Source organism: Alphaproteobacteria bacterium LSUCC0719, from assembly GCA_040839025.1.
GTDB lineage: Bacteria > Pseudomonadota > Alphaproteobacteria > Puniceispirillales > Puniceispirillaceae > UBA8309.
The window spans coordinates 112,218-134,373 of record JBFPJN010000005.1 but is presented as its reverse complement, the minus strand read 5'-3'; the positions used below and the strand labels follow the sequence as shown (position 1 = coordinate 134,373).

Below are 22,156 nucleotides of genomic sequence, written 5' to 3'. Positions count from 1 at the left end.
TTTCGGCTGTTTATCAGGATAGTAAGATGGCACGCCTTGTGGCGCCGACGGGACGCGGGCTACAGGCCGGGAACCAGACTGAGGATCAGCCGCTGGCCGTCCTTTACCGTCACATCATAATTCACCGCCGGATACATGATCCGCTGTCCTTTGCGGAAACCTGCCTTGTATCTGACAGGCGGCGGGCTGCTGACAGTCTCGTCACCTTCGGCGACAATCCCGACAATATTGATCTGCGCAACGCCAGCCGGATATGTATCACCGGCCAACCGCTTGATCTTCAGACCGACCAGCAATTCCATTGAAATGCCGTCATCGCCAACCCGTTCGCAGACGGCTTTGACACCGTTCAACCGCGCATTGATGATTTCACCGGTATCGTCAATCCGCATGAAGGCTTCGGCACCTTCCTCCGGCGCGGTCAGTTCCGGACATGTCACATAAACGGGATCGCCGGCGCATCCGGCCAGCAATGATGCGGCGACCAGAAGCGGAGCTGTAGCGAAAAGGCGGGGTTCAAAACGGCGTTTCATGGCGGCATCCTAACGTCTTTTTCCGACAACAGCAATTGACCTCTGGCGCGTTATCGCGCAAGAACAAGCGCATGGATACGACCCTTTTGCAAGATAGTAAATTTCTGCATCTGGCAGCGCCACGTGGATTTTGCGCCGGGGTTGATCGTGCGGTCCGCATTGTCGAGGTGGCATTGGAAAAATTCGGTGCCCCGGTCTATGTCCGTCATGAGATCGTGCATAACCGGACTGTCGTCGACGGCCTTGCTGCGAAGGGGGCCATTTTTGTCGAAGAGCTTGACCATGTGCCGGAAGGTGCGCCTGTCGTATTTTCGGCGCATGGTGTGGCACGCGCCGTTGTCGAGGAAGCGGCACAGCGCAACATGATCGCGGTTGATGCCACCTGCCCGCTTGTCACCAAGGTTCATATCGAGGCACGTCGGCATGCAGGTCAGAAGCGGCATATCCTGTTGATCGGCCATCAGGGTCATCCCGAAGTCGAGGGCACGATGGGTCAGGTCGAGCCCGGTGAAATGACGCTGATCGAGACAGCCGAGGATGCGCGAACCGTCACACCGCCGCAGGATGCCGAGCTTGCCTTTGCCACCCAGACAACCTTGTCGGTCGACGACACCGCTGAAATCATCTCTATCCTGCAGTTTCGCTTTCCGGAAATCACCGGACCGCGTGGCGAGGACATCTGCTATGCCACAACCAACAGGCAGAACGCGGTAAAGGACATTGCCGGGAAATGCGATCTGATGCTGGTGGTCGGAGCCGAAAATTCGTCGAACTCCCAGCGTCTGGTGGAAGTGGCGCTTCGTGCCGGTGCCAAACGGGGACGCCTTGTCGCCGACAGTCAGGCCATTGACTGGAACGAGGTCGACGCGGCAACGCATATTGGATTGTCAGCCGGCGCTTCGGCACCGGAAAGTCTGGTCATGGACATCATCAACGAGATGCGCACGCGCTATGACCTGCAGCTTGACGAAAACGCACTTGTCGAGGAAACCCTGACCTTCAAGCTTCCCAGCATTCTTGCCGACGGGGCGTAGGCGCTTCATGGCGGTATATACGAATGTTGACGATGCGGCGCTGGATCGGTTTCTGGAAGCCTATGACCTTGGCACCGTGCTGAGTTTTGCCGGCATCGCCGAAGGAGTGGAAAATTCCAATTATCTGCTTCGCACCGACCGTGCCCATTACATTCTGACGCTGTATGAAAAGCGGGTGGACCGGGCGGACCTGCCCTTCTTTATCGAAGTCATGGAAGTGCTGGCAAAATCCGGGCTGACCTGCCCGCTGCCGGTACCGGCGCGCGACGGCAGTGTTCTGCAGGACCTTTCCGGGCGACCCTGTGCCGTCTTCACCTTTCTTGACGGTACCTGGAGCCGCTATCCAAACCGTGAGAAATGTGCCGAGCTTGGCCGGACGCTGGCGCATCTGCATCTCAATTGCGCGCCGGTTTCACGGCGGCGGCCAAATGCGCTTGGACCGGAGTCATGGCTCCCACTCCTCGACTCGATCGGCAGCCAGGCGGATGTGGTCGGCGAGGGCATGCAGGACGCCATACGCGAGCGTCTTGACTCCATTCTTGGATCCTGGCCGACGGATCTGCCAACCGGCGTTATCCATGCCGACCTGTTTCCGAACAATGTATTGTTCATCGGCGACAGGCTGACAGGCGTGATCGATTTCTATTTCGCCTGTGACGACATTCTTGCCTATGACCTCGGAATCTGCATGAACAGCTGGTGCTTCGAGCCTGACGGCAGCTTCAACCTGACAAAATCTCGCGCCATGTTGAAGGCCTATCAGTCGGTGCGCCCCCTGAGCGAGGCTGAAACCGAGGCAATTCCCATTCTGGCGGCAGGCTCGGCAATGCGGTTCTTCCTGACCCGCCTCTATGACTGGATCCATACACCGTCCGATGCGCTGGTCAGCCCCAAGGACCCGATGGAATATTGGAGCATCCTGCGCTTTCACCAGTCGGTGTCGGGAACCACTGCCTATGGGATCGGACTTTAGGACCGGAAATATGGCCGACAGGGTGACATTGCATACAGACGGATCCTGCCTCAACAATCCCGGCCCCGGTGGATGGGCGGCAATCCTGCAATGGCGCGAAGAGATGCGTGAATTGAGTGGCGGCATGCCCGATACCACCAACAACCGCATGGAACTCCAGGCCGCCATCGAGGGGCTGAACGCATTGAAACGGCCGATGGATATCGACCTTCACACCGACAGCAAATATGTCATGCAGGGCGTTACCGACTGGATGCCCCGCTGGAAGGCCAATGGATGGCGCACCGCCGCCAAGAAGCCGGTATTGAATCAGGATCTCTGGCAGGCTCTTGACGAGGCGCTGCAACGCCACACCGTAAGCTGGCATTGGGTCAAGGGCCATGCCGGCAACGAGTTGAATGAACGGTGTGACGAGCTGGCCCGTGCCGCCGCCACCGAACTGGCCGGCCGGTCCGGCTAGAGCTGTGTCATGACATGCGCCGGGCCGGATACCTCATAGGCCCCAACCTCTTCCATCATGATCCGTGTCAGAACGCCATCATCAATGATCATCGCACAGCGGGTCGCGCGTTCGCCAAGGATGGCACCCATATTGACGGCGATTCCCAGCGCCCGGGCGAATTCGGCATGCGGGTCGGCAAGCATATCGATCCGGTCGGTCGCGCCATGCAGATCGCCCCACGCCTTCATGACGTGGGCATCATTGACCGACAGACACGCAATCCGGTCAACGCCGGCTGCCTTAAGATCATCGGCCCGGTCGACAAATTCGGGAAGATGCTTGGCTGAACATGTGGCGGTAAAGGCCCCCGGAAGCGCAAACAGGACAGTCCGTCCCTTGGCGAAATATTCCACCGATTCATGGGCATCGATACCGTCTTCGGTCTTGATCTGAAAGGTCGCCAGCGGAATTGGCTGACCGGGTTCAATGGTCCCGGATTGGTTGGTCCCGGATTGGTTGGTCCCGGATTGGTTGGTCATTATATCTGGTCCTGAATGTAGCTTCTGATGCTTGGCACCGGAGAGGGCGCACCTTCGTTATTTGGAGGTCACGCCGGCTTTTTCAAGGGCTGTCATCACCGCCTCTTCACTTAGCAGCTCCGGCAAGATGATCGGCGGTGTGCCGTCCGGCTTGATTATGATGTTGAAGGGGATGCCATACCGGCCATATGACGCCAGAAAGGCAGCAATATCGGCATCTGGCCGTGTCCAGTCGGCGCGAAGCAGCGTCAGCCTGTTTGCCGCCGCCGCCTCAGCCATCACCTGCGAGACAGGGTTCCGGTCCAGTACCAGCGCCTTGTTGGCCTTGCAGGTTACACACCAGTCCGCCGTCACATCGACAAATACCGGCCTGCCTTCATCAAGATGCGCCGCCACCGCCTGCCGGCTCCAGACACCCCATTGTGGATCATCCCCGGTTGCCGGCGTCGGGGATCCCGCGCCAAGCAGCGACAGCAGAATGCCGCCAAGCCAGATCATCGTTCCCAGCAGCAACAGCGCCAGACCACGCTTCAGCCACGGCATCCAAGGGCCTGGCCGTGGCAGGAACGCGACAAGTGACGGCTGGGCCGCCACCAGCATCCACGGTGCGGCCAGACCAAGCCCAAGCGCAATGAAGACACCGAACAGATCCAGCATTCCCCCTGAAAGCGCGACCGCGACCGCCGTGCCGACAAACGGCGCCGAACAGGGTGTCGCCAACACTGTCGCCAGCATGCCGGCCATGAAATCACCGCGATAGGGACGTGACATGCCTGACCCGCCTGAGACAAGGCCTTGCGCAAAGCGGGGCACCGGGATCATCACAAGATCGAGAAGGCTGAGCGCAAACACCCCCAGCATGACAATCATCACCAGAAGAAAGACCGGGTTCTGGAACTGGATCCCCCAGCCGACCGTGCCACCTGCGAGCCGCAACAGGGCCAGCCCGCTCGCCAGAATCAGGAAACTTGTCACAATCCCCGCCGCACCGGCCAGAAATCGCAGACGAAGCTCACGCCGCGGGGCACCAACGGCATCGAGAACGGCAGCAAGCTTGAGCGCCAGCACCGGCAGCACACATGGCATCAGATTCAGGATCAGCCCGCCAAGAAGCGCCAGCGCAACTATGCGCCAGGACAGCCCGGCCACCGACGGATTGTCACCTGCTGGCTGACGGGATCCCGCTGCCGAACCAGTCCCAGGCGGCGATACGGCGATCTGGAATTCCGCCATTTCGGGCGGCGCGCTGATGGTCAGCGTGACCGGCGCGGACCCGAAGGCCAGCTTGTCAGCCGGCACCGCTTCAAGGAACATGCCGTCCTGCAACTGCACCGGTGCCTTGAAGGCAACATCCTGCTGCGCCTCGACAAAGATATCGTCAATCGGTGGCGCCCCGTCCGCAAGCGCAAGGAACAGACCATTCGACCGCGCCTCGACACGCACGGGACGCAGGGACGGACCGCTTGCGCTGACACCGCCCTGCCCCGACGCCCGGCGCGGCACCATGGCGGCATATTGCGCTATCGCCTGTGCATGCGGACTGGCCACCGCGTCACCGTCGGGAAGCCTCAGTTCCAGCCTGCCACCAAACGGCACACAGATATCCGAGCAAACAAGCGCCTCAAGCTCGGCAACGACCTGTAGCGGGCGACCCGCCTCATGCCCGGAAAGCGTGAATGGCAGAATCACCTCGTTGGCGTAACCGAAATTATCGAAACCGAACGCATCAAACCTTTTTGGCAGTGGCCAGCTGATCCGGCCTTCAAGATCGGCATCGGGGCTTGCCGACAGATCGATGACCGGGGCAAGGCCGGCCTCGCCCGGGGTGCGCCAATATACCTTCCATCCAGCGGCAAGGGTGAATTCGATGCCAAGCGGCAACCGGTCGAGATCACCGGTTGCCATAACCGCCGAAACCAGCCGCGCCTCGCCAATCTGCGGATCGCCAATCCAGTCCGATTCCGCGGCCCGCGCGGCAGCCAGACCAGCCGACAGACAGGCTGTCATGGCGAGAACCCAGATGATCAAATGTCGGGCGGCGCTGTGGTGGCGTGCTGCCATGCTGTGTCTGCTTTCTGGCTCGAACATCCGATGCAGCGGGTGATCCCCTGCACGATGAAGCTTTACCCGGCAGGTTTTTCCTGCCTAGGGTATGATATGACGCAACATAGGAAATCCAGCGAACAGGTGCAATCGCCACCACAGGGTGGCGGTGATCTGCATGCGCTGTCCTCGCTTCAGGGTCATCTTCTTGTCGCCAGCCCGCATATCGGTGACGAACGGTTTGAACGGACCGTCATCCTGATGTGTCACCATGACCCTGAATCCGCCATGGGTCTGGTAATCAACAAGACGGCGTCGCGGCTCAACCTTGGTGATCTCTATGAAAAGCTGGAGATCGGCGCGGCGCGGTTCTGCGCCGACAACCCGGTCCATATCGGCGGCCCGGTGGATGGCAATCGCGGGTTTGTTCTGCATAGTCAGGACCACATGCTTCCCGAAAGCATGGAGGTCACACATGAAATCGGCCTGACCGCGAGCATCGACATCCTTCGTGACATCACCGAAGGCATCGGCCCGGCCCAGTCGATTGTATCACTCGGGTGCGCTGGCTGGAGCGCTGGACAGCTTGACCGTGAAATGGCCGAAAATGTCTGGCTTAGCCTGCCGGCCTCGGCCGATCTGGTGTTTGATCACGACCGCGACACGCTGTGGCAATACAGCTTTGAAGCGCTGGGGATCGATCCCGGCTTTTTTGCCGGCACCACAGGCAGCGCCTGATCAGGCAGTGCCACCGGCAAGCAATGTCGCCAGCCGCGCATTCTCCATAATGGATGATTGCGGGCCAATGGCCGCAATGGCCGGCGCCCCGCCCCCGATCAGATCGGCAGCAACGTCACGCACCGCTTCGGCATCAACGGCGGCGATCTGATCAAGCAATTCGGCATCATCCACCGGCGCGCCAAACAGCATGATCTGGCGTGCCAGCGCGTCGCCGCATCCGGATACCGATTCCCGCGCCATGACAAGCGAGGCCCGGATCTGGGCCTTTGCCCTGTCGACCTCTTCGACGCCGGCACCGGATGCAAGGTCGGCAAGTTGCTGGGCGGTAACGGTCAGCATCTCGTCGGCCTGTTCAGCCGATGTGCCGGCATAGACACCGAAATGACCACTGTCGGAATACATGCTGGCAAATGAGAAAATCGAATAGCACAGGCCGCGCTTTTCCCGGACTTCCTGGAACAGGCGCGATGACATTCCGCCACCGAACAGCGTCGACAGTACCATCAGGGCAAATCTGCGCTGGTCACGGGCGCCAAAACTTGGCAGTCCAATCACAAGATGTGTCTGTTCAAGGTCGCGTGCCTCGACATGACGTCCCCCCTGCCAGTCCGGGGTGTGGCGCTGCGTATCCTCGGCAGTGGCAAGATGACCAAGCCGCTGTTCGACGCGTTTGACGAAATCATCCTGCTCGACCGCGCCCGATGCGGTGACAAGCATCTGCCCGGCACCGTAATGGCGGGACATGAATCCACGAAGATTGTCGCGTGAAAATCCACTGACGCTGTCAATCGAGCCCAGGATCGGACGGCCAAGCGTATGTGCGCCATATGAGGCGGCGGCAAACATGTCGAACACAATGTCGTCAGGCGTATCCTGAGACTGGCCGATTTCCTGAATGATGACACCGCGCTCGCGCTCGATTTCGTCATCGGGCATTGTCGGTTCGGTCAGAATATCGGCCAGGATATCAATCCCCATATCCAGATATTCAGGCAGCAGGCGAAGGTAATAGGCCGTTTCCTCGCGGCTGGTATGCGCGTTCATATAGCCGCCGACATTTTCCACTTCGGTGGCGATGTCCCGCGCCGAACGGCGCTTTGTACCCTTGAACGCCATATGCTCGAGCATATGGGCGATGCCCGTCTCATTGTCACGCTCGTCACGCGCGCCGGCATTCACCCAGATCCCGACGGAGATGCTCTGCGCCTGGGCCAGCGACCGGCTGGCGACACGCAGACCATTGGGAAGTGTTGTCAGGCTGCCGCGACTCATGCCGGCCTCCGAAGGTAACGAACAAGGTCACGGACCGCATCCGCACTGGCCGGCGTGTGCTGCATTGTTTCGCTGCGGGACATCAGATCAGCCAGATGCGGCGGCAGGGCGGGCTCGCTGCCCGTTGCGCGGGCGACAGCGTCCTGAAACTTGGCCGGATGCGCACAGGCCAGCGCCACCACGGGGATGGCGGGGCCAACCGTGCCATCGGCAACGGCGCGCCGCGCCGCGGACACACCAACGGCGCTGTGGGGATCCAGCAGCATGCCACCTGCCGCGCTGGTCGCGATTTCGGCAAGCGTGCCGTCATCATCCAGCCGATAGGCCGAAAACAGCTCGCGTGCCGCGGCCATGGCCTGATCCGGCAGCGAAAAGGTGCCTGTTTCGGCAAAGCGCGCCATGATCTCGGCAACGGCAGCGCCATCACGGCCAAGCAATTCAAACAACAGGCGTTCGAAGTTGCTTGATACCTGGATGTCCATTGACGGGCTTAGCGACGGCGTGACTGTTTCGCGCTGCATCGCGCCATCTTCGAAGAACCGTGTCAGGATATCATTGCGGTTCGAGGCGATGATCAACCGGTCGATCGGAAGGCCCATCCGTTTGGCTACATAGCCGGCAAAGACATTGCCGAAATTGCCTGTCGGCACCGAGAAGGCAACCGGCTGGTCGGGCGCGCCGAGGGCAAGTGCCGCCTTGAAATAATAGACAATCTGCGGCATCAGCCTGGCCCAGTTGATCGAATTGACAGCCGACAGATTGACCTCGTCACGAAAGGCATGGTCGTTGAACAGCGTTTTGACAATTGCCTGACAATCATCGAAGTCACCATCCACGGCCACCGCATGGGCGCCAGCCGCCACCACTGATGTCATCTGACGCTGCTGTACCGGCGATACACGGCCATCGGGGAACAGGATGAAGATATCGACAGCCTCGCGGCCCTTGAACGCTTCGAGTGCGGCCGATCCGGTGTCGCCACTTGTCGCGCCGAGAATCACCGCCTGCCGCCCGGCCGACCGAAGCGCGCGGTCGAACGCACGCGACAGAAACTGCATCGCATAGTCCTTGAACGCAATCGTCGGACCGTGAAACAGCTCCAGGACATGTATCCGGTCATTCAGCTGGCGCAGCGGCGCAATGTCTGGATCGGTAAATGCGCCATAGGCGTCACCGGCCATGGCTGTCAGCTCTGCCTCGTCAATCTCGCCATCGGTGAAACGCGCCATGATCCGCCCTGCCAGCGCGGCATAGGACAGGCCCGCCATGCCCCGAATCTCGTCGGCAGAGAATTGCGGATAACTGGTCGGCAGATACAGCCCTCCGTCGCGCGCCAGACCGCTCAGCAGCGCCTCTTCATAACCAAGCGGCCCATCCTGGCCTCTGGTGCTGATATAGTCCATTCGCAGCCTCCTATTCGTCCCTGCCGGCACCGCGCGCGCCAAAGCCAAGCCGTCCACGCTGGTGATGAAAGGCGGCATAGACGCCGATCAGCGCACAGGCAATTCCATACCAGGTGATGGCATAGCCAAGATGCGAGTTGCGAAGATTGGTTTTCGTCTTCGCGCCGATTGGCAGCGATATCTTGTCCGATGTGCGAAGCGCCGCCGCATAGATATCACGTTCCGCTGTATCGCCAAGACCGAGATGCGTGACCATCTGCGACGGTACAAGGGTGAACCAGAACCCGTTCTCGGGTTCATTCTCCGGCACGAAATAACCCTTTTGCGCCGGAAAGCGCAGAATGGCGGCAATCGTGGTTTCGCCCTCGACAAGGGTAAATGCCCGTTTCGCGGGATCGCGGTAGGATTCCGAAACCCAGCCACGATTGATCAGAATGATCCGCCCGTCCGTCAGACGAAACGGCGTCACAATGTGAAAGCCGGCATTACCCTCAAAGGTGCGTCCGGTCAGGAAGATTTCACGATCGTGATCAAATTCACCAGTCAGGGACAGGCGCCGAAATTCCATCTCCGGCGCAACAGCCCCGACCGGCAGTTCGATCGGCTCTGCGGTGGCACGGGTCTCGAAATCATGGATCAACTGGTTTTTCCATTCCAGCCGTTGCACCTGCCATGTGCCAAGCGCAAGCAGGATCAGCAGCGCCGGAAGCGCAAAGAAAGTCGGCCATAGAAGCGGACGGAATGTCATCAGCACACCCGGTGTTGCAGGTGCCTTGACGCCGGCACCAATGAAAAGGGAGCGCCCATCAAAAGCGCCCCCTTGGGTTCAGTTTACACGATGCCGCCGGGGCGGCACCAGCCAAATCATCCGCCCCACCAATAAACGGCGGCGAACAGGAACAGCCACACAACGTCAACAAAGTGCCAGTACCAGGCGGCAGCCTCGAAGCCGAAATGCTGGTCGGCGGAAAAATGACCTGCACGCCCGCGAAGCCAGCAGACAGCAAGGAAACAGGTGCCGACAAGAACATGGAAGCCGTGGAAACCAGTGGCCATGTAGAATACCGACGGATAGATACCGTCGGTAAATCCGAACGGGGCATGGCTGTACTCGATGGCCTGAAGGCCGGTGAACAGCGCCCCGAGAATGATCGTGATGCCAAGACCGTTCATGAAATCGCGGCGGTTGCCATGCTGCAGGGCATGGTGCGCCCAGGTCACCGTACATCCCGACAGCAGCAGTACCAGCGTGTTGATCAGCGGCAGATCAAACGGATTGAAGGTTTCGATCCCTTCCGGCGGCCAGATACCATTCATCGGGAACAGCGCCCGGTCGAAGAAGGCCCAGAAAAAGGCGACAAAGAACATCACCTCGGATGCGATGAACAGCATCATGCCGTAGCGCATGCCAATCTGCACGATCGGTGTGTGGTGCCCCTGATATTCGGCTTCGCGAATGATATCGCGCCACCACATGAACATCGTCGCCAGGACCAGCGCCATGCCGATGGCCAGAACGGTGACACCGTGCGCAACCTCATGCATGAACATCACGCCGCCTATGGCCGCGGTAAAGGCCGCTGCCGCACCGACGGCGGGCCATGGGCTCGCCTCAACGAGATGATAGGGGTGTTTGTTTGCACCGCTCATGTTTGTCTCCTCTTCATCTGGCGCCACGCAAGCGGCACCACCTCTCCCTGATCAAGCGTCCTTGGTCGTTCCGGCACCATGCACCGGAAAGAAGGTATAGGACAGAATAATTTCACCGACATCGTTTGAATTGCTGTCGGCAACAATTTCCGGATCGATATAGAACCGCACCGGCATCAGCACGGATTCACCCGGTTGCAGCGTCTGCTCGATAAAGCAGAAGCAGTCAATCTTCATGAAATGTGGACCCGCCTTGACCGGCGTCACATTATAGGTCGAGGTGCCGGTCGACGGCGCATCACCAAGGTTGGTCGCGCGGTAATTGATCACCACCTCTTCACCGGGGTTCAGCGTCACCGGCGCATCCACGGCCTCGAAGCGCCAGTTCAGGTCGCGACTGATATTGGCATCGAACCGCACCTTGATGGGGTGGTTCGGCACCACCTGTTCGGCCTGTGACAGCGCAACCTGCGTCGTGCCGCCATAACCCGTTACCTGGCAGAAAAGCTGGTATAACGGCACCGAGGCATAGGCAAGACCGACCATGCCGGCGACAATGATCGCAAGGATAACAAGAATCCGGCGATTGTCACCCTGCGCCGTCCCGGCAGATTTAACGACCGGTGTAACGGCAGGTGTAACGGCAGGCCCGCTCATCCGGCCCCTCCCATCCTGACGATTGTCAGCACAAAGAACAGTATCGCAAGCCCGGCAATCGCGCCAAGAAGCGCCCGGTTGCGGCTACGGCGCATCTGCACCATCTCGTCGGCCGTTTTCGGTTGCGCGCGCTCAGCCATCACAGCACCGCCAGCAGACCGCCATTGACCAGCATCCGGTCAACGACAAGGCCAAGAAACAGCAGAAACAGATACAGGATCGAGAAGGCGAAAAGCCGCCGCGCTGCCGCATCATCGGGGCGGCGGAACAGCACCCATGACAGGCGGACGAAATTCATGCCAAGCGCCGCCACACCAACGCCGTAAACCATCGATGTCATGCCAATCAGTGTTGGGACCATTGCAAGCGGTGCCAGCAGCAGCGCGTAGATCAGGATTTGCCGGCGCGTTTCCGGCTCGCCGGCCACAACCGGCATCATCGGCACATTGGCCCGCACATAATCCTCGTTCCGGAACAGCGCCAACGCCCAGAAATGCGGCGGTGTCCACATGAAGATGATGGCAAACAGCACCAGCGGTTCGATCGACAGGCCACCTGTTACCGCAGCCCAGCCGATCACCGGCGGCAATGCCCCGGCAGCGCCGCCGATCACAATATTCTGTGGCGTGCTGCGCTTCAGCCAGATGGTGTAGACGACCCCGTAGAAGAAAATCGTAAAGGCAAGCAATCCGGCGGCAAGCCAGTTCGCGGCCAGGCCGAGAAGGAGAACCGACAAGGTCGAGATGACCAGTCCAAAACTCAGCGCCTCGGCAGGATCAACCGCGCCGGATGGCACCGGACGGCCCCTTGTGCGCTCCATGATGGCGTCGATGTCGCGGTCATACCACTGGTTGATCGCCCCCGACGCGCCGGCACCGGCGGCAATGGCAAACAGCGACATCGCAAACAGCAGCGGGTGCATGTCGGCAGGTGCCAGAAACATCCCGACGAAACCGGTAAAGATGACAAGACTCATCACCCGCGGCTTCAGGAGCTGCCAGAAATCGGCAACCGACGGGCCATAAAGCCCGTCGGTCGTCGCATTTGCGTTCTGGTTGGATGTAATAGCCATCATCTCCAGCCAAAAAGGGTTGATCGGTACCAGCGGCCCTACTTGACCTTCGGAAGCTCGTCAAAGGTGTGGTAAGGCGGCGGTGACGATACCTGCCATTCCAGGGTTGTGGCACCTTCACCATACGGATTGTCGGCCGCACGGCGCTTGGCAATGAATGCCTCGGCGATCACCACCAGGAACAGAATGGCCCCGGCAGCACCGATATAGGACCCGATGGATGCAACCATGTTCCAGCCGGCAAAGGCGTCCGGATAGTCGATGTAGCGGCGCGGCATACCTGCCAGCCCGAGGAAGTGCATCGGGAAGAAGGTCAGGTTGACACCAACAAAGGTGACCCAGAAATGCAGCTGTGCAAGCCCTTCGGAATATTCGTAACCGGTCATCTTCGAGAACCAGTAATAGAAACCGGCAAACAGGCCAAAGACCGCACCGAGCGACAGCACATAGTGGAAGTGCGCGATCACATAATAGGTGTTGTGAAGAACCACATCCAGGCCGGCATTTGACAGCACCACCCCTGTCACACCGCCAACGGTGAACAGGAAGATGAAACCAATGGCCCAGAGCATCGGAACGCGGAAGGTGATCGAACCACCCCACATCGTCGCGATCCACGAGAAGATCTTCACCCCGGTCGGCACCGCGATCACCATCGTTGCCGCGGTGAAATAGGCACGGGTGTCAACGCTAAGCCCCACCGTATACATATGGTGCGCCCACACGATGAACCCGACAAAGCCGATCGCAACCATGGCATAGGCCATCCCCAGATAACCGAATACCGGCTTCTTGGAGAAGGTCGAGATGATGTGGCTGACGATGCCGAAGGCCGGCAGAATCATGATGTAGACTTCGGGGTGACCAAAGAACCAGAACAGATGCAGGAACAGGATCGGATCACCGCCACCTTCGGGAATGAAGAATGTGGTGCCGAAGTTACGGTCGGTCAGCAGCATTGTGATCGCACCGGCAAGAACCGGCACAGCCAGAAGCAGCAGAAACGCGGTGACAAGCATTGCCCAGACGAACAGCGGCATCTTGTGCAGCGTCATGCCGGGCGTGCGCATGTTGAAGATCGTGGTGATGAAGTTCGCCGCGCCGAGGATCGATGAGACACCGGCAAGGTGAAGCGAGAAGATCGCCAGATCCATCGACATGCCGGGCGTGCCCGCGCTTGACGACAGCGGCGGATAGATCGTCCAGCCGACACCGGCACCACCATCCATCACAGCCGACAGCAGCAGCAGGATGAAGGACGGCGGCAGCAGCCAGAACGAAATGTTGTTCATCCGCGGAAACGCCATGTCCGGTGCGCCGATCATGATCGGAACAAACCAGTTGCCGAAACCACCGATCAATCCGGGCATGACCACGAAAAAGACCATGATCAGGCCGTGCGCGGTGGTGAAGACATTCCAGACATGCCCGTCTTCCATGTACTGGACACCAGGCTGCATCAATTCCATACGCATGTAGACGGACAGACCGCCGCCGATGAAGGCGGCAAGGATCGCGAACACGATATACATCGTGCCGATATCCTTGTGGTTGGTCGAATACAGCCAGCGGCGCACGAAGCTTGTCGGCGCGCCATGGTCAGCGTGGGCGTGAGCACTCATTATCGTTTCCTCTGCGCTAACGTGTCTAGTTGGCCGATGCCAGAAGCACCGGATCGGCGGACCCGAGACCCGGCATGTTGACCGGGGACGGCGTATTCATCGCGAACTCCTCGCGGGCGGATTTCAGCCATTCCTGATATTCCGCCTCGGGAAGCGCCCGCACTTCGATCGGCATGTAGGCGTGATTGACGCCGCAGATCTGATTGCATTGTCCGTAATAGGTCTGTGTGCCGGCCGGAACATCGATCCAGACTTCGTTGGTCCGGCCAATGAAGGCATAGACCTGAACCGCAAGCGACGGAACGAAGAAGGAATGCATGACGTCATTGCCGGTGATCAGCAGCTTTACCCTGGTGCTTTCCGGAACGACCAGAGGGTTGTCGACAGACAGCAGCCGGATCTGACCTTCTTTCAGATCCTCTTCAGCCACAAGATAGCTGTCAAAGGCGATGCCTTCATCCGGATATTCGTAATTCCAGTACCATTGGTTGCCGGTAACCTTGATCACCATGTCGGTGTCGGCGGTCCGGTCGAGATAATACAGCAGCCGGAAGGACGGCACCGCGATGCCGACAAGGATCAGCACCGGTATCACTGTCCAGAGGATTTCAATCACGGTGTTGTGTGATGTCCGCGACGGAACCGGGTTTGCCGATGCACGGAAGCGGATCCCGACATAGACAAGCAGTCCAAGGACAAACAAGGAAATCAGCGTGATCACAACAAGAAGCAGGTTGTGCAGGTTGTCAGCCATTTCGGCGATCGTACCTGCCGGCGGCTGCAGTCCCATCTGCCAGGGCAATGGCTGGGCAGCGGATGCCGCCCCGGCGAACAGGCAGGATGCTGCCGCAACCAGCCAGACCGGATGCAGAATGGTCTTGCGCAGACTTGCCATCACGTCAGAAGCAATGGTGGCCATGAATGCCATGGATATCTCCCCCAAGAAAAAGCGTCTGATCGGACCAGCCGGCCTGAATGAACCCAAGGCGTCAGGCCCGCTTTCGATCATGCAGTTGATAGACTGATTCGCCGCATTTTGAAAGCCCTGTGCGGCAGCCTGTCGCTATAAATGCAATTTTTTCCATATGATGGTGCTGCCGACCCCTCGACAGGCCATTCTGCGGCCCCTCGACGCGCGTCTTGGCGCTTGAAATCCATCCGATGGAGCCCCATTCTTCGGTAAGATGGGATGGCGCTCCCGATGGCGGGTCACTGCCGTCAGGCACCGCCAAAAATACTGGCGTAAATACTGGCTTAAAAGCTGGCGTGAATACTGGAAAAAACTGGCACCGACATGACATGTCGAGGAGACACAATGGACCAGCTGCAAACAACCGACGCTATTTTCTTCGACAATACAGCGCTGGACCGCGACCGGGCCGAGGCCATTGTTCGCGACGCTCTGGTCAATGCCGATGATGGTGAATTGTTTCTGGAAATGCGGCATTCGGAAATGCTGATGTTCGACGATGGACGCCTGAAGAGCGCCAGCTATGACCAGACAAGCGGTTTCGGGCTGCGCGCCATCGCCGGCGAGGCACATGGCTATGCACATGCCGGCGAGTTGAGCGAGGCCGCCCTGAAACGCGCCGCCGACAGCGTCAGCGCCGTGACACGCGGTCATTCCGGGGTTCATGCCGCACCGCCGATATCCGCCAGCAATCGTCCACTGTACAGTGACGGCAACCCGCTTTCCGGAACACCGTTCGAGGACAAGGTCGCTCTGCTTCAGGAAATCGACGCCTATGCGCGGGCGGCCGACCCGCGTGTCGTGCAGGTAAGCGCGTCGGTCGCAGGGTCATGGCAGGCCGTCCAGATCATCAGGGCCGACGGTCACCGCGCCGCCGATATCAGGCCGCTTGTCAGGATGAATGTCTCGGTTGTTGTCGCGCAGGATGGGCGTATGGAATCGGGATCGTCCGGTGCCGGCGGCAGAGTGATGTTCGACAGCTATATGACACCCGATATCTGGCAGTCGCAGGTTCATGAAGCGATCCGTATCGCGACCTTGAACCTGAACTCGGTTGCGACACCGGCCGGTGAAATGGAAGTTGTGCTTGGTGCGGGCTGGCCGGGCGTGATGCTCCACGAGGCGGTTGGCCACGGGCTGGAAGGTGATTTCAATCGCAAGGGCACGTCGATCTTCAGTGGTCGTGTCGGTGAGCAGGTCGCCGCCAAGGGCGTGACCGTGGTCGATGACGGCACGATGCAGGACCGGCGCGGATCAATCACCATTGATGATGAAGGCACGCAATCGCGCCGCAATGTGTTGATCGAGGACGGCATTCTGCGCGGCTATATGCAGGATCGGCAGAATGCCCGTCTGATGGGTGTCGAGGCGACCGGCAATGGGCGGCGGCAGTCACACGAGCATGCGCCGATGCCCCGCATGACAAACACCTTCATGGAGAATGGCGCCCATGATCCGGACGAAATCGTCGCCTCGATGAAAAAGGGAATCTACGCTGTCAATTTCGGCGGTGGTCAGGTCGACATCACCTCGGGCAAGTTCGTGTTTGCCGCCTCCGAGGCCTATCTGGTCGAAAATGGCAAGATCGGCGCGCCGGTGAAAAGCGCCACCCTGATCGGGAACGGTCCCGACGCCATGTCCAAGATCAGCATGATTGGCAATGACATGGCGCTTGACGACGGGATCGGCACCTGCGGCAAGGCCGGACAGAGTGTTCCCGTCGGCGTCGGCCAGCCTACCGTGAAAATGGGCGGCATTACCGTTGGCGGCACCGAGGCCGCCTAGCGGTCGCCGAACGGGTCATCTGTCGGTGGCCGGTCTGACCAGATAGGGCAGGATGGCCAGCATCGCGACCATCACAATGGCGCCAAAGCTGAACGGATATGGCGTGCCGCCAAGATCATAGAGCGGACCGGCAACAACAAGGCCGATCACCTGGCCGAGCGAGCCGAACCCCTGAACAACGCCAAGCGATCCACCGCGCGATGAGGCGCCGGCAATCTTGCTGGCGACGCTGCTCAGTGCCGGCGAGGCAATGGCAAACCCGAAACAGATTGCGGTCGTGGCGGTGATCGTCTGGACCAGCGGGTAGGCGTTGCCCGGCAACCATCCTGTCACAGCCAGCACGGTCATGATCTGTCCGCTGACCAGCAGCAGGCCACCAAGACCCATCGCACCAACCTCGCCGAATCTCGCCACGATATGCCGGATCAGCACTGCCTGTACGATGACAATGCAGACGCCGATATAGGTGAACAGCCATCCTGTCTCGCGCGCCCCGAAACCGAGATAGTCGCGAAGCACCAGCACAAACGAGGCCTCCACCTGGGCAAAGGCAAGATTGAGTACCAGCGCGACAACGGCATAGAGTGCCAGCGGCGAGCGAACCAGACCACCAAGCTGCGTTGCCAGAGATGTCTTTTCATCGGCTGGCACGACCCGGCCACGGGGCGGCGCTTTCAGGCGCGTCGTCAGAACAAGGGCCAACAGGGAAAACCCGGCGGCCAGAAGGAAGGGGGCCTGATGAAGCGGCCCACTGCCAATATGGCTGAGAAGCCCCCCAAGTGCAGGACCGGCAACAAACCCAACACCGATGGCGGCACCAAGAAGGCCCATATACTGGGCTCGCTTTTCATCGGTCGTGCGGTCGGCAATCATGGCCTGGATGACGCCTGTGTTGCCGGACGCAAACCCGGCGATAATCCGCGAGACGAACATCGACACAATGTCACCTGACAGCGCGAACCACAGATGCGCCAGCGCGCTGACGGCCAGTGACAGGAACAATATCCGCCGGCGTCCATAATGGTCTGACAATCTGCCGAGTATCGGATTGGCCACAAACATTGCCAGCGCGAACGAGGCAAGAAGCATCGTCATCACGCTTGCCGGAAGGCCGAGCATTTCGATCACGGTGTAGGGAAGAACCGGTATCAGGGCACCAACACCGATGAAATTTATGCCCACAATCAGCAGGAGTACCGGCATCCTGTCCCCTTTACGATCCTGAAATTTGCGATCCTGAAATTCACGACTCTGAAGCCACGCTGTTCGTCAACAATTCCCGACTATCGGGGTGTGACTGTCGGGGCCCGGCTAACGACGATTGTCACCTGTCATGAATATCTCTCGGATTCGAAAATCTGTGTCAGGTCACCTGCCCAGTCATCCCGGTATAACCGCAACAGCCGTTCCGCAGGTGTCTCGCCATTTGCAATCGCATTGCGAAGCGGTGCCAGATACCCGGTCTCGTCGCCACCGCTGTCATCGATGCGGGCCCGGCGGCGAAGCCCGGCCGAGGCAAGATCAACCAGTCTTGCCGCCAGTTCATGAATGTCCCTGCCACCAAGCTGACCGCGAAGGCCGTCGCGTGCCACCGACACCCGCGCTTCCATGACATCATCTGCCGTCAGGGACGCCGCCAGTGCCGTCGCTTCCTCAAGGGCTTCCTCATCATACAGAAGTCCGACCCAGAAGGCCGGCAAGGCGCAGATATTGCCCCAGGCCCCACCATCAGCACCCCGCATCTCGAGGAACCGCTTCAGACGCACCTCTGGAAATGCCGTCGTGATATGGTCCTGAAAATCGGCCATTGTCGGCATCTGGCCTTCAAAGCCGACCAGCATGCCATCCATGAAATCGCGAAATGACCTGCCGGCGACATCAATGTAATCATCGCCGCGATGCAGGAAATACATCGGCACATCCAGGATATAGTCAATCCATTGCTCATAGCCGAAATAATCATCAAAGACACATGCCGGCACACCGCTGCGCGCTGCGTCGGTATCGGTCCAGGCCTGGGCCCGTGTCGACAGCCAGCCGGATGGCGCACCGTCCTTGAACGGCGAATTCGCGAACAGCGCCGTCGCCACCGGCTGTAACGCCAGCGAGGTTCTGAATTTGCGCCGCATATCGGCCTCGTCGGTGAAATCGAGATTCACCTGAACGGTGCAGGTACGAAGCATCATGTCGAGACCCAGCGTGCCAACCTTTGGCATGTGCCGGCTCATGATACGGTAACGGCCCTTCGGCATGAAGCTGATATCCTCGCGGCGCGCCGTCGGATGATAGCCAATACCAAGCATGCCGATATCAAGCGGCGCTGCCGCCGCCTTCATGTGTTTCAGATGGCGTCCGGTTTCGCTACAGGTCTGATGCAGGTCGTCCAGTGGCGCGCCGGACAATTCAAGCTGGCCGCCGGGTTCAAGGGTCACCGCGCCACCATCGGCATCGACAATACCGATAATGTTGCCCTTTTCCATGATTGGTTCGGCGTCTGGCCCAAGTTCGGTCAGCAATCTGTCCAGCAGCACGCCGATACCAGCCTCGCCCTCATAGGCGACTGGCGTCAGGCTCCGCCTGTGAAACAGGAATTTTTCATGCTCTGTGCCGATTTTCTGTTCGCCAAAGGGCGTTTCACCATCGGCAATCCAGGCAATCATCTGCCCGACATCTACGGGGTCGTCTTGGTGATCATGCATCGGAGTGGGTCCGTCCCTCGCATGGCGCCCCGCAATTTGCGGCCCGGGGCGTCGGACTGATGGTGGCTGACATCATGCCCAGTCTCCGCACACTGACTGGAAACAGGCAAGGGCCGCAATGGCCGCTGTGTCGGCGCGCAATATGCGCGGGCCGAGTGAAAGTTTCAAACTATTTTGACGGGCGGAAATCAGCGCCCTTTCCGGATCCGAAAACCCGCCTTCAGGGCCAATGACGATTGCCGCCCGCACAATGGGCGCGGCGTCTGACAACACGCGGATGGCATTCCGGTCGGTATCGCCGGCGCTGGCTTCGTCGCAGAAAATGATGTGACGGTCCGTCTCGCAGCTATCGAGCGCCGCGGCAAGATCGGTAAAGGGCATGATTTCGGCAATGTCGAGCCGTTCAGTCTGTTCGGCCGCCTCGATGGCGTTGGCCAGCATGCGATCATCATTCACCCGGGATACCTGACAATGGTCGGTGCGGACCGGCCAGATACGACGACATCCCATCTCGGAGGCCTTCTGCGCGATGAAATCAAGCCGCGCCTTCTTCACCGGCGCAAAAAGCAGCCATAGATCGGGGCTGGCGATCTGCTGGCGTGTCGCCTGTTGCATGACAAGCTGGCATTCACGCTTGCCTTCTCGTTGGATTGTGGCCTGCCATTCACCATCCCGACCATTGAAAACCAGCACCAAATCACCATCCCGGCAGCGCATCACGTTGAGCAGATAATGCTGCTGTTCCCGAGATGGCAGGATGGCGACTCCGGCGGCAAGTTCATCGGAGACAAACAATCTGGCCTTGGCAGATGTTGCGGTCATTTGACACATGTAAGCCGCCGGCGCCAGCTTTACAAGCCGGTCGTCAGCGCGTTGACACACCCACCTGACCGGCTATACGCGGCAGGTAAACTGCGCTAAGGCTGGTGCCCATGAATGACAGCGGCAGACATCCATCATCCGGCGGCAACGCCCCGCGACAACGCCACACCGACATCAATCCCGGCGGTATGTGGCGACGGTTGCCTCGGCCGCTTCATCCCTACATCCTGCTGGCCCGTTTCGACCGGCCCATAGGCTGGTGGCTGCTGTTACTGCCAGGATGGTGGGTTATTCCCGCCGCCACAACTGAAACCGGCCCGATGGTCGAGCTGATGCTGCTGTTCCTGATCGGCGCGGTCACAACGCGCGCGGCAGGCTGTGTGATCAACGATCTGTGGGACCGGCGGCTGGACCAGCGGGTCGAGCGCACTGCCGGCAGGCCGCTTGCCGCCGGTACGGTCAGCATCGGCGCGGCATTTGTCTTTCTTGGCCTGCTTGGCCTTGTCGGGCTTGGCGTTCTTGTCCGGCTTCCCGTTGCCGCCATCCTGACGGGACTCGCCGCGCTGCCGCTTGTGATCCTGTATCCACTTGCCAAGCGCGTGACCTGGTGGCCACAGGCGGTTCTCGGCCTGACCTTTTCCTGGGGGGTGCCCCTTGGATGGGCGGCGGCGACCAATATGACATCTGCCTTCGGGGATCTGCCGACGGGGCTGCTGATGGTCTATGCCGGCAGCGTGGCCTGGGTATTCGGCTATGACACCATCTATGCCGTTCAGGACATGGAAGATGACCGCACCGTCGGGGTCAGGTCATCTGCGCTCGGGCTTGGCGGACACCTGAAGCAGGGTGTTGCTGCGGCCTATGTGCTGGCCATTCTGGGGCTTGGCGGCGGGTTCTGGATGCTGATCGGACCCGGAGTGTGGCTTGGCGGGCTGGCGGCGATGGCGTGTCATCTTTGCTGGCAGGTGGCGCGTCTGGAGCCTGACAACCCCGCTGGCGCACTGCGGCTGTTTCAGTCAAACCGGGATGCCGGGCTGATCATGACCGCCGGTCTTGTCTGCTCGCATCTTGTTGTCTGACAGCTAGAGAAACGCGCCGATTTCGTCAGCCTCGACAATCTGCATCTTCCAGGGACCGTCGGCATTCATGGCCCGCCCGGCAAGCAGCCTGTTCACCGCCTGACGACACGCCTTGTCACCTGTTACCCTTGTGATGAAGCTGTCACGGTCCGTACCAAGACCAAGCGCCGGGTCGATGCCGGCAACATAGGCCTGAATCAGGGCCGCCGCCCTGTCCTGTGCCAATGTCGGAAACTGGCGGTTGCGGGCGGGAATGCGGCTGAGCCCTGCCGGCTGGCCGGCACCAAGATCCAGAACGCCGTTGCGCGCGCAGTAGCCGAATACCGGCTGCGCCGCGGCAACAATATCTCCACCGGCATCCGGCACCTGCAGATGGGTCACCGTACCGGTCAGCATCCGGACATAGTCATAGGCAACACCAACCGCTTCGGTACGGTGCATGATCGCCAGCTGCGCGTCATCGAGCCAGGCCACATTCAACATGACATCGGTGCCGCGCGAGGGATAGGCAGTGCAGGACACCGCGCCGTAATAGCTGACCGTCGCAGCATGGACAATGTCACAATCATGGAGGATGGCGGGCGTGACCGGCACAATGGCCCCGTCACCAAACTTGCGAAGAAGCTGCACCGGAGCCCGGTTCGACCCGACCGACAGCACCGCGGTACGACCGGCAAGAATCTGTGGATCATCCAGCGTCACCAGACGGCCGGCATTCAGCACAAACGCGCCATCCGGCGCGGCATAGGGATAGTCGGTGGCGCGCTGTGTGTCGGACTGCGCGGCAAGATAGGCATCATCAAGTGGCGCTGTCATGATG

At 59.9% G+C, this 22,156-nt stretch carries 22 protein-coding genes; 6 read left to right on the top strand and 16 right to left on the bottom strand.

Going from position 1 to position 22,156, the window contains the following annotated elements:
- Positions 1–59: 59 nt before the first annotated feature.
- Positions 60–533 (bottom strand): hypothetical protein, encoded by a 474-nt coding sequence (locus AB3X55_10520; protein ID MEX0504017.1) that lies wholly within the window; start codon positions 531–533, stop codon positions 60–62.
- 71 nt (positions 534–604) lie between these two features.
- Between AB3X55_10520 and ispH the strand changes: the two genes are divergently transcribed.
- The 3 genes from ispH to rnhA are packed head-to-tail and all read left to right on the top strand — an operon-like array spanning position 605 to position 3,000.
- On the top strand, positions 605–1,567 hold the full coding sequence (gene ispH / locus AB3X55_10515; GenBank protein ID MEX0504016.1) for a 4-hydroxy-3-methylbut-2-enyl diphosphate reductase: 963 nt from the start codon (positions 605–607) through the stop codon (positions 1,565–1,567).
- 7 nt (positions 1,568–1,574) lie between these two features.
- Positions 1,575–2,540, top strand: a complete 966-nt coding sequence (locus AB3X55_10510; protein ID MEX0504015.1) for a homoserine kinase — start codon at positions 1,575–1,577, stop codon at positions 2,538–2,540.
- Between the two features lie 10 nt (positions 2,541–2,550).
- A complete protein-coding gene (gene rnhA, locus AB3X55_10505) occupies positions 2,551–3,000 on the top strand; it encodes a ribonuclease HI (protein MEX0504014.1) in 450 nt (149 codons plus the stop codon).
- Here rnhA and AB3X55_10500 read toward each other — a convergent pair.
- Positions 2,997–3,521, bottom strand: coding sequence for a peroxiredoxin (locus tag AB3X55_10500; GenBank protein MEX0504013.1), 525 nt, complete (start codon positions 3,519–3,521; stop codon positions 2,997–2,999). The two genes, rnhA and AB3X55_10500, sit on opposite strands and share 4 nt — an antisense overlap.
- A gap of 57 nt (positions 3,522–3,578) precedes the next feature.
- Entirely contained in the window at positions 3,579–5,582 is a 2,004-nt protein-coding gene (locus AB3X55_10495) for a protein-disulfide reductase DsbD family protein (GenBank protein ID MEX0504012.1), read from the bottom strand.
- Positions 5,583–5,678: 96 nt separating this feature from the next.
- Here AB3X55_10495 and AB3X55_10490 point away from each other — a divergent pair, with 96 nt between their 5' ends.
- Positions 5,679–6,302 carry a YqgE/AlgH family protein gene (locus AB3X55_10490; protein ID MEX0504011.1) on the top strand — a complete coding sequence of 208 codons (624 nt, stop codon included), beginning with the start codon at positions 5,679–5,681 and terminating at the stop codon, positions 6,300–6,302.
- Here the strand turns inward: AB3X55_10490 and AB3X55_10485 are convergent, their stop codons facing one another.
- The 9 genes from AB3X55_10485 to coxB all read right to left on the bottom strand — a co-directional run bounded on the left by AB3X55_10485 (position 6,303) and on the right by coxB (position 14,909).
- Complete coding sequence (locus tag AB3X55_10485; GenBank protein MEX0504010.1) at positions 6,303–7,577, bottom strand: M16 family metallopeptidase; 1,275 nt, start codon at positions 7,575–7,577, stop codon at positions 6,303–6,305. It abuts the gene before it with no gap.
- Positions 7,574–8,980: a threonine synthase gene (gene thrC, locus AB3X55_10480; protein MEX0504009.1), complete on the bottom strand. Its 1,407-nt coding sequence runs from the start codon at positions 8,978–8,980 to the stop codon at positions 7,574–7,576. Before thrC ends, AB3X55_10485 begins: the two co-directional genes overlap by 4 nt.
- Before the next feature lie 10 nt (positions 8,981–8,990).
- A complete protein-coding gene (locus AB3X55_10475) occupies positions 8,991–9,728 on the bottom strand; it encodes an SURF1 family protein (GenBank protein ID MEX0504008.1) in 738 nt (245 codons plus the stop codon).
- A gap of 116 nt (positions 9,729–9,844) precedes the next feature.
- Complete coding sequence (locus tag AB3X55_10470; protein ID MEX0504007.1) at positions 9,845–10,630, bottom strand: cytochrome c oxidase subunit 3; 786 nt, start codon at positions 10,628–10,630, stop codon at positions 9,845–9,847.
- 51 nt (positions 10,631–10,681) lie between these two features.
- Positions 10,682–11,287, bottom strand: a complete 606-nt coding sequence (locus AB3X55_10465) for a cytochrome c oxidase assembly protein (GenBank protein ID MEX0504006.1) — start codon at positions 11,285–11,287, stop codon at positions 10,682–10,684.
- Positions 11,284–11,427, bottom strand: coding sequence for a hypothetical protein (locus tag AB3X55_10460; protein ID MEX0504005.1), 144 nt, complete (start codon positions 11,425–11,427; stop codon positions 11,284–11,286). Before AB3X55_10460 ends, AB3X55_10465 begins: the two co-directional genes overlap by 4 nt.
- Positions 11,427–12,359 carry a heme o synthase gene (gene cyoE, locus AB3X55_10455; protein ID MEX0504004.1) on the bottom strand — a complete coding sequence of 311 codons (933 nt, stop codon included), beginning with the start codon at positions 12,357–12,359 and terminating at the stop codon, positions 11,427–11,429. The genes AB3X55_10460 and cyoE overlap by 1 nt, the downstream gene beginning before the upstream one ends.
- Positions 12,360–12,397: 38 nt before the next feature.
- A complete protein-coding gene (gene ctaD, locus AB3X55_10450; GenBank protein ID MEX0504003.1) occupies positions 12,398–13,981 on the bottom strand; it encodes a cytochrome c oxidase subunit I in 1,584 nt (527 codons plus the stop codon).
- Positions 13,982–14,006: 25 nt separating this feature from the next.
- Positions 14,007–14,909: a cytochrome c oxidase subunit II gene (gene coxB, locus AB3X55_10445; protein ID MEX0504002.1), complete on the bottom strand. Its 903-nt coding sequence runs from the start codon at positions 14,907–14,909 to the stop codon at positions 14,007–14,009.
- A gap of 387 nt (positions 14,910–15,296) precedes the next feature.
- Between coxB and tldD the strand changes: the two genes are divergently transcribed.
- Entirely contained in the window at positions 15,297–16,736 is a 1,440-nt protein-coding gene (tldD, locus tag AB3X55_10440) for a metalloprotease TldD (GenBank protein ID MEX0504001.1), read from the top strand.
- A gap of 15 nt (positions 16,737–16,751) precedes the next feature.
- On the opposite strand, the gene AB3X55_10435 is transcribed toward tldD, so the two are convergent.
- The 3 genes from AB3X55_10435 to AB3X55_10425 all read right to left on the bottom strand — a co-directional run bounded on the left by AB3X55_10435 (position 16,752) and on the right by AB3X55_10425 (position 20,257).
- On the bottom strand, positions 16,752–17,939 hold the full coding sequence (locus AB3X55_10435) for an MFS transporter (GenBank protein ID MEX0504000.1): 1,188 nt from the start codon (positions 17,937–17,939) through the stop codon (positions 16,752–16,754).
- 128 nt (positions 17,940–18,067) lie between these two features.
- Positions 18,068–19,435 carry a glutamate--cysteine ligase gene (locus AB3X55_10430; protein ID MEX0503999.1) on the bottom strand — a complete coding sequence of 456 codons (1,368 nt, stop codon included), beginning with the start codon at positions 19,433–19,435 and terminating at the stop codon, positions 18,068–18,070.
- Positions 19,436–19,507: 72 nt separating this feature from the next.
- Complete coding sequence (locus AB3X55_10425; GenBank protein ID MEX0503998.1) at positions 19,508–20,257, bottom strand: 16S rRNA (uracil(1498)-N(3))-methyltransferase; 750 nt, start codon at positions 20,255–20,257, stop codon at positions 19,508–19,510.
- A 110-nt stretch (positions 20,258–20,367) separates the two neighbouring features.
- Between AB3X55_10425 and ubiA the strand changes: the two genes are divergently transcribed.
- Positions 20,368–21,336: a 4-hydroxybenzoate octaprenyltransferase gene (gene ubiA / locus AB3X55_10420; protein MEX0503997.1), complete on the top strand. Its 969-nt coding sequence runs from the start codon at positions 20,368–20,370 to the stop codon at positions 21,334–21,336.
- 3 nt (positions 21,337–21,339) lie between these two features.
- Here ubiA and AB3X55_10415 read toward each other — a convergent pair whose 3' ends face one another.
- The gene (locus tag AB3X55_10415) at positions 21,340–22,152 is read right to left on the bottom strand and encodes a hypothetical protein (GenBank protein MEX0503996.1); all 813 of its coding nucleotides are present in this window, start codon (positions 22,150–22,152) and stop codon (positions 21,340–21,342) included.
- Positions 22,153–22,156 lie beyond the last annotated feature (4 nt).

Excerpts from the sequence above, each read along its gene's own strand:
- AB3X55_10465 (MEX0504006.1), bottom strand. The coding sequence starts at position 11,287 with ATGAGCGGGCCTGCCGTTACACCTGCCGTTACACCGGTCGTTAAATCT.
- thrC (MEX0504009.1), bottom strand. The coding sequence starts at position 8,980 with ATGGACTATATCAGCACCAGAGGCCAGGATGGGCCGCTTGGTTATGAA.
- AB3X55_10485 (MEX0504010.1), bottom strand. The coding sequence starts at position 7,577 with ATGAGTCGCGGCAGCCTGACAACACTTCCCAATGGTCTGCGTGTCGCC.
- AB3X55_10470 (MEX0504007.1), bottom strand. The coding sequence starts at position 10,630 with ATGAGCGGTGCAAACAAACACCCCTATCATCTCGTTGAGGCGAGCCCA.
- AB3X55_10430 (MEX0503999.1), bottom strand. The coding sequence starts at position 19,435 with ATGCATGATCACCAAGACGACCCCGTAGATGTCGGGCAGATGATTGCC.
- tldD (MEX0504001.1), top strand. The coding sequence starts at position 15,297 with ATGGACCAGCTGCAAACAACCGACGCTATTTTCTTCGACAATACAGCG.
- AB3X55_10435 (MEX0504000.1), bottom strand. The coding sequence starts at position 17,939 with ATGCCGGTACTCCTGCTGATTGTGGGCATAAATTTCATCGGTGTTGGT.
- AB3X55_10500 (MEX0504013.1), bottom strand. The coding sequence starts at position 3,521 with ATGACCAACCAATCCGGGACCAACCAATCCGGGACCAACCAATCCGGG.
- AB3X55_10460 (MEX0504005.1), bottom strand. The coding sequence starts at position 11,427 with ATGGCTGAGCGCGCGCAACCGAAAACGGCCGACGAGATGGTGCAGATG.
- ispH (MEX0504016.1), top strand. The coding sequence starts at position 605 with ATGGATACGACCCTTTTGCAAGATAGTAAATTTCTGCATCTGGCAGCG.
- AB3X55_10415 (MEX0503996.1), bottom strand. The coding sequence starts at position 22,152 with ATGACAGCGCCACTTGATGATGCCTATCTTGCCGCGCAGTCCGACACA.
- ubiA (MEX0503997.1), top strand. The coding sequence starts at position 20,368 with ATGAATGACAGCGGCAGACATCCATCATCCGGCGGCAACGCCCCGCGA.
- rnhA (MEX0504014.1), top strand. The coding sequence starts at position 2,551 with ATGGCCGACAGGGTGACATTGCATACAGACGGATCCTGCCTCAACAAT.
- ctaD (MEX0504003.1), bottom strand. The coding sequence starts at position 13,981 with ATGAGTGCTCACGCCCACGCTGACCATGGCGCGCCGACAAGCTTCGTG.
- AB3X55_10475 (MEX0504008.1), bottom strand. The coding sequence starts at position 9,728 with ATGACATTCCGTCCGCTTCTATGGCCGACTTTCTTTGCGCTTCCGGCG.
- AB3X55_10510 (MEX0504015.1), top strand. The coding sequence starts at position 1,575 with ATGGCGGTATATACGAATGTTGACGATGCGGCGCTGGATCGGTTTCTG.
- AB3X55_10495 (MEX0504012.1), bottom strand. The coding sequence starts at position 5,582 with ATGGCAGCACGCCACCACAGCGCCGCCCGACATTTGATCATCTGGGTT.
- AB3X55_10425 (MEX0503998.1), bottom strand. The coding sequence starts at position 20,257 with ATGACCGCAACATCTGCCAAGGCCAGATTGTTTGTCTCCGATGAACTT.
- coxB (MEX0504002.1), bottom strand. The coding sequence starts at position 14,909 with ATGGCATTCATGGCCACCATTGCTTCTGACGTGATGGCAAGTCTGCGC.
- AB3X55_10490 (MEX0504011.1), top strand. The coding sequence starts at position 5,679 with ATGACGCAACATAGGAAATCCAGCGAACAGGTGCAATCGCCACCACAG.
- AB3X55_10520 (MEX0504017.1), bottom strand. The coding sequence starts at position 533 with ATGAAACGCCGTTTTGAACCCCGCCTTTTCGCTACAGCTCCGCTTCTG.
- cyoE (MEX0504004.1), bottom strand. The coding sequence starts at position 12,359 with ATGGCTATTACATCCAACCAGAACGCAAATGCGACGACCGACGGGCTT.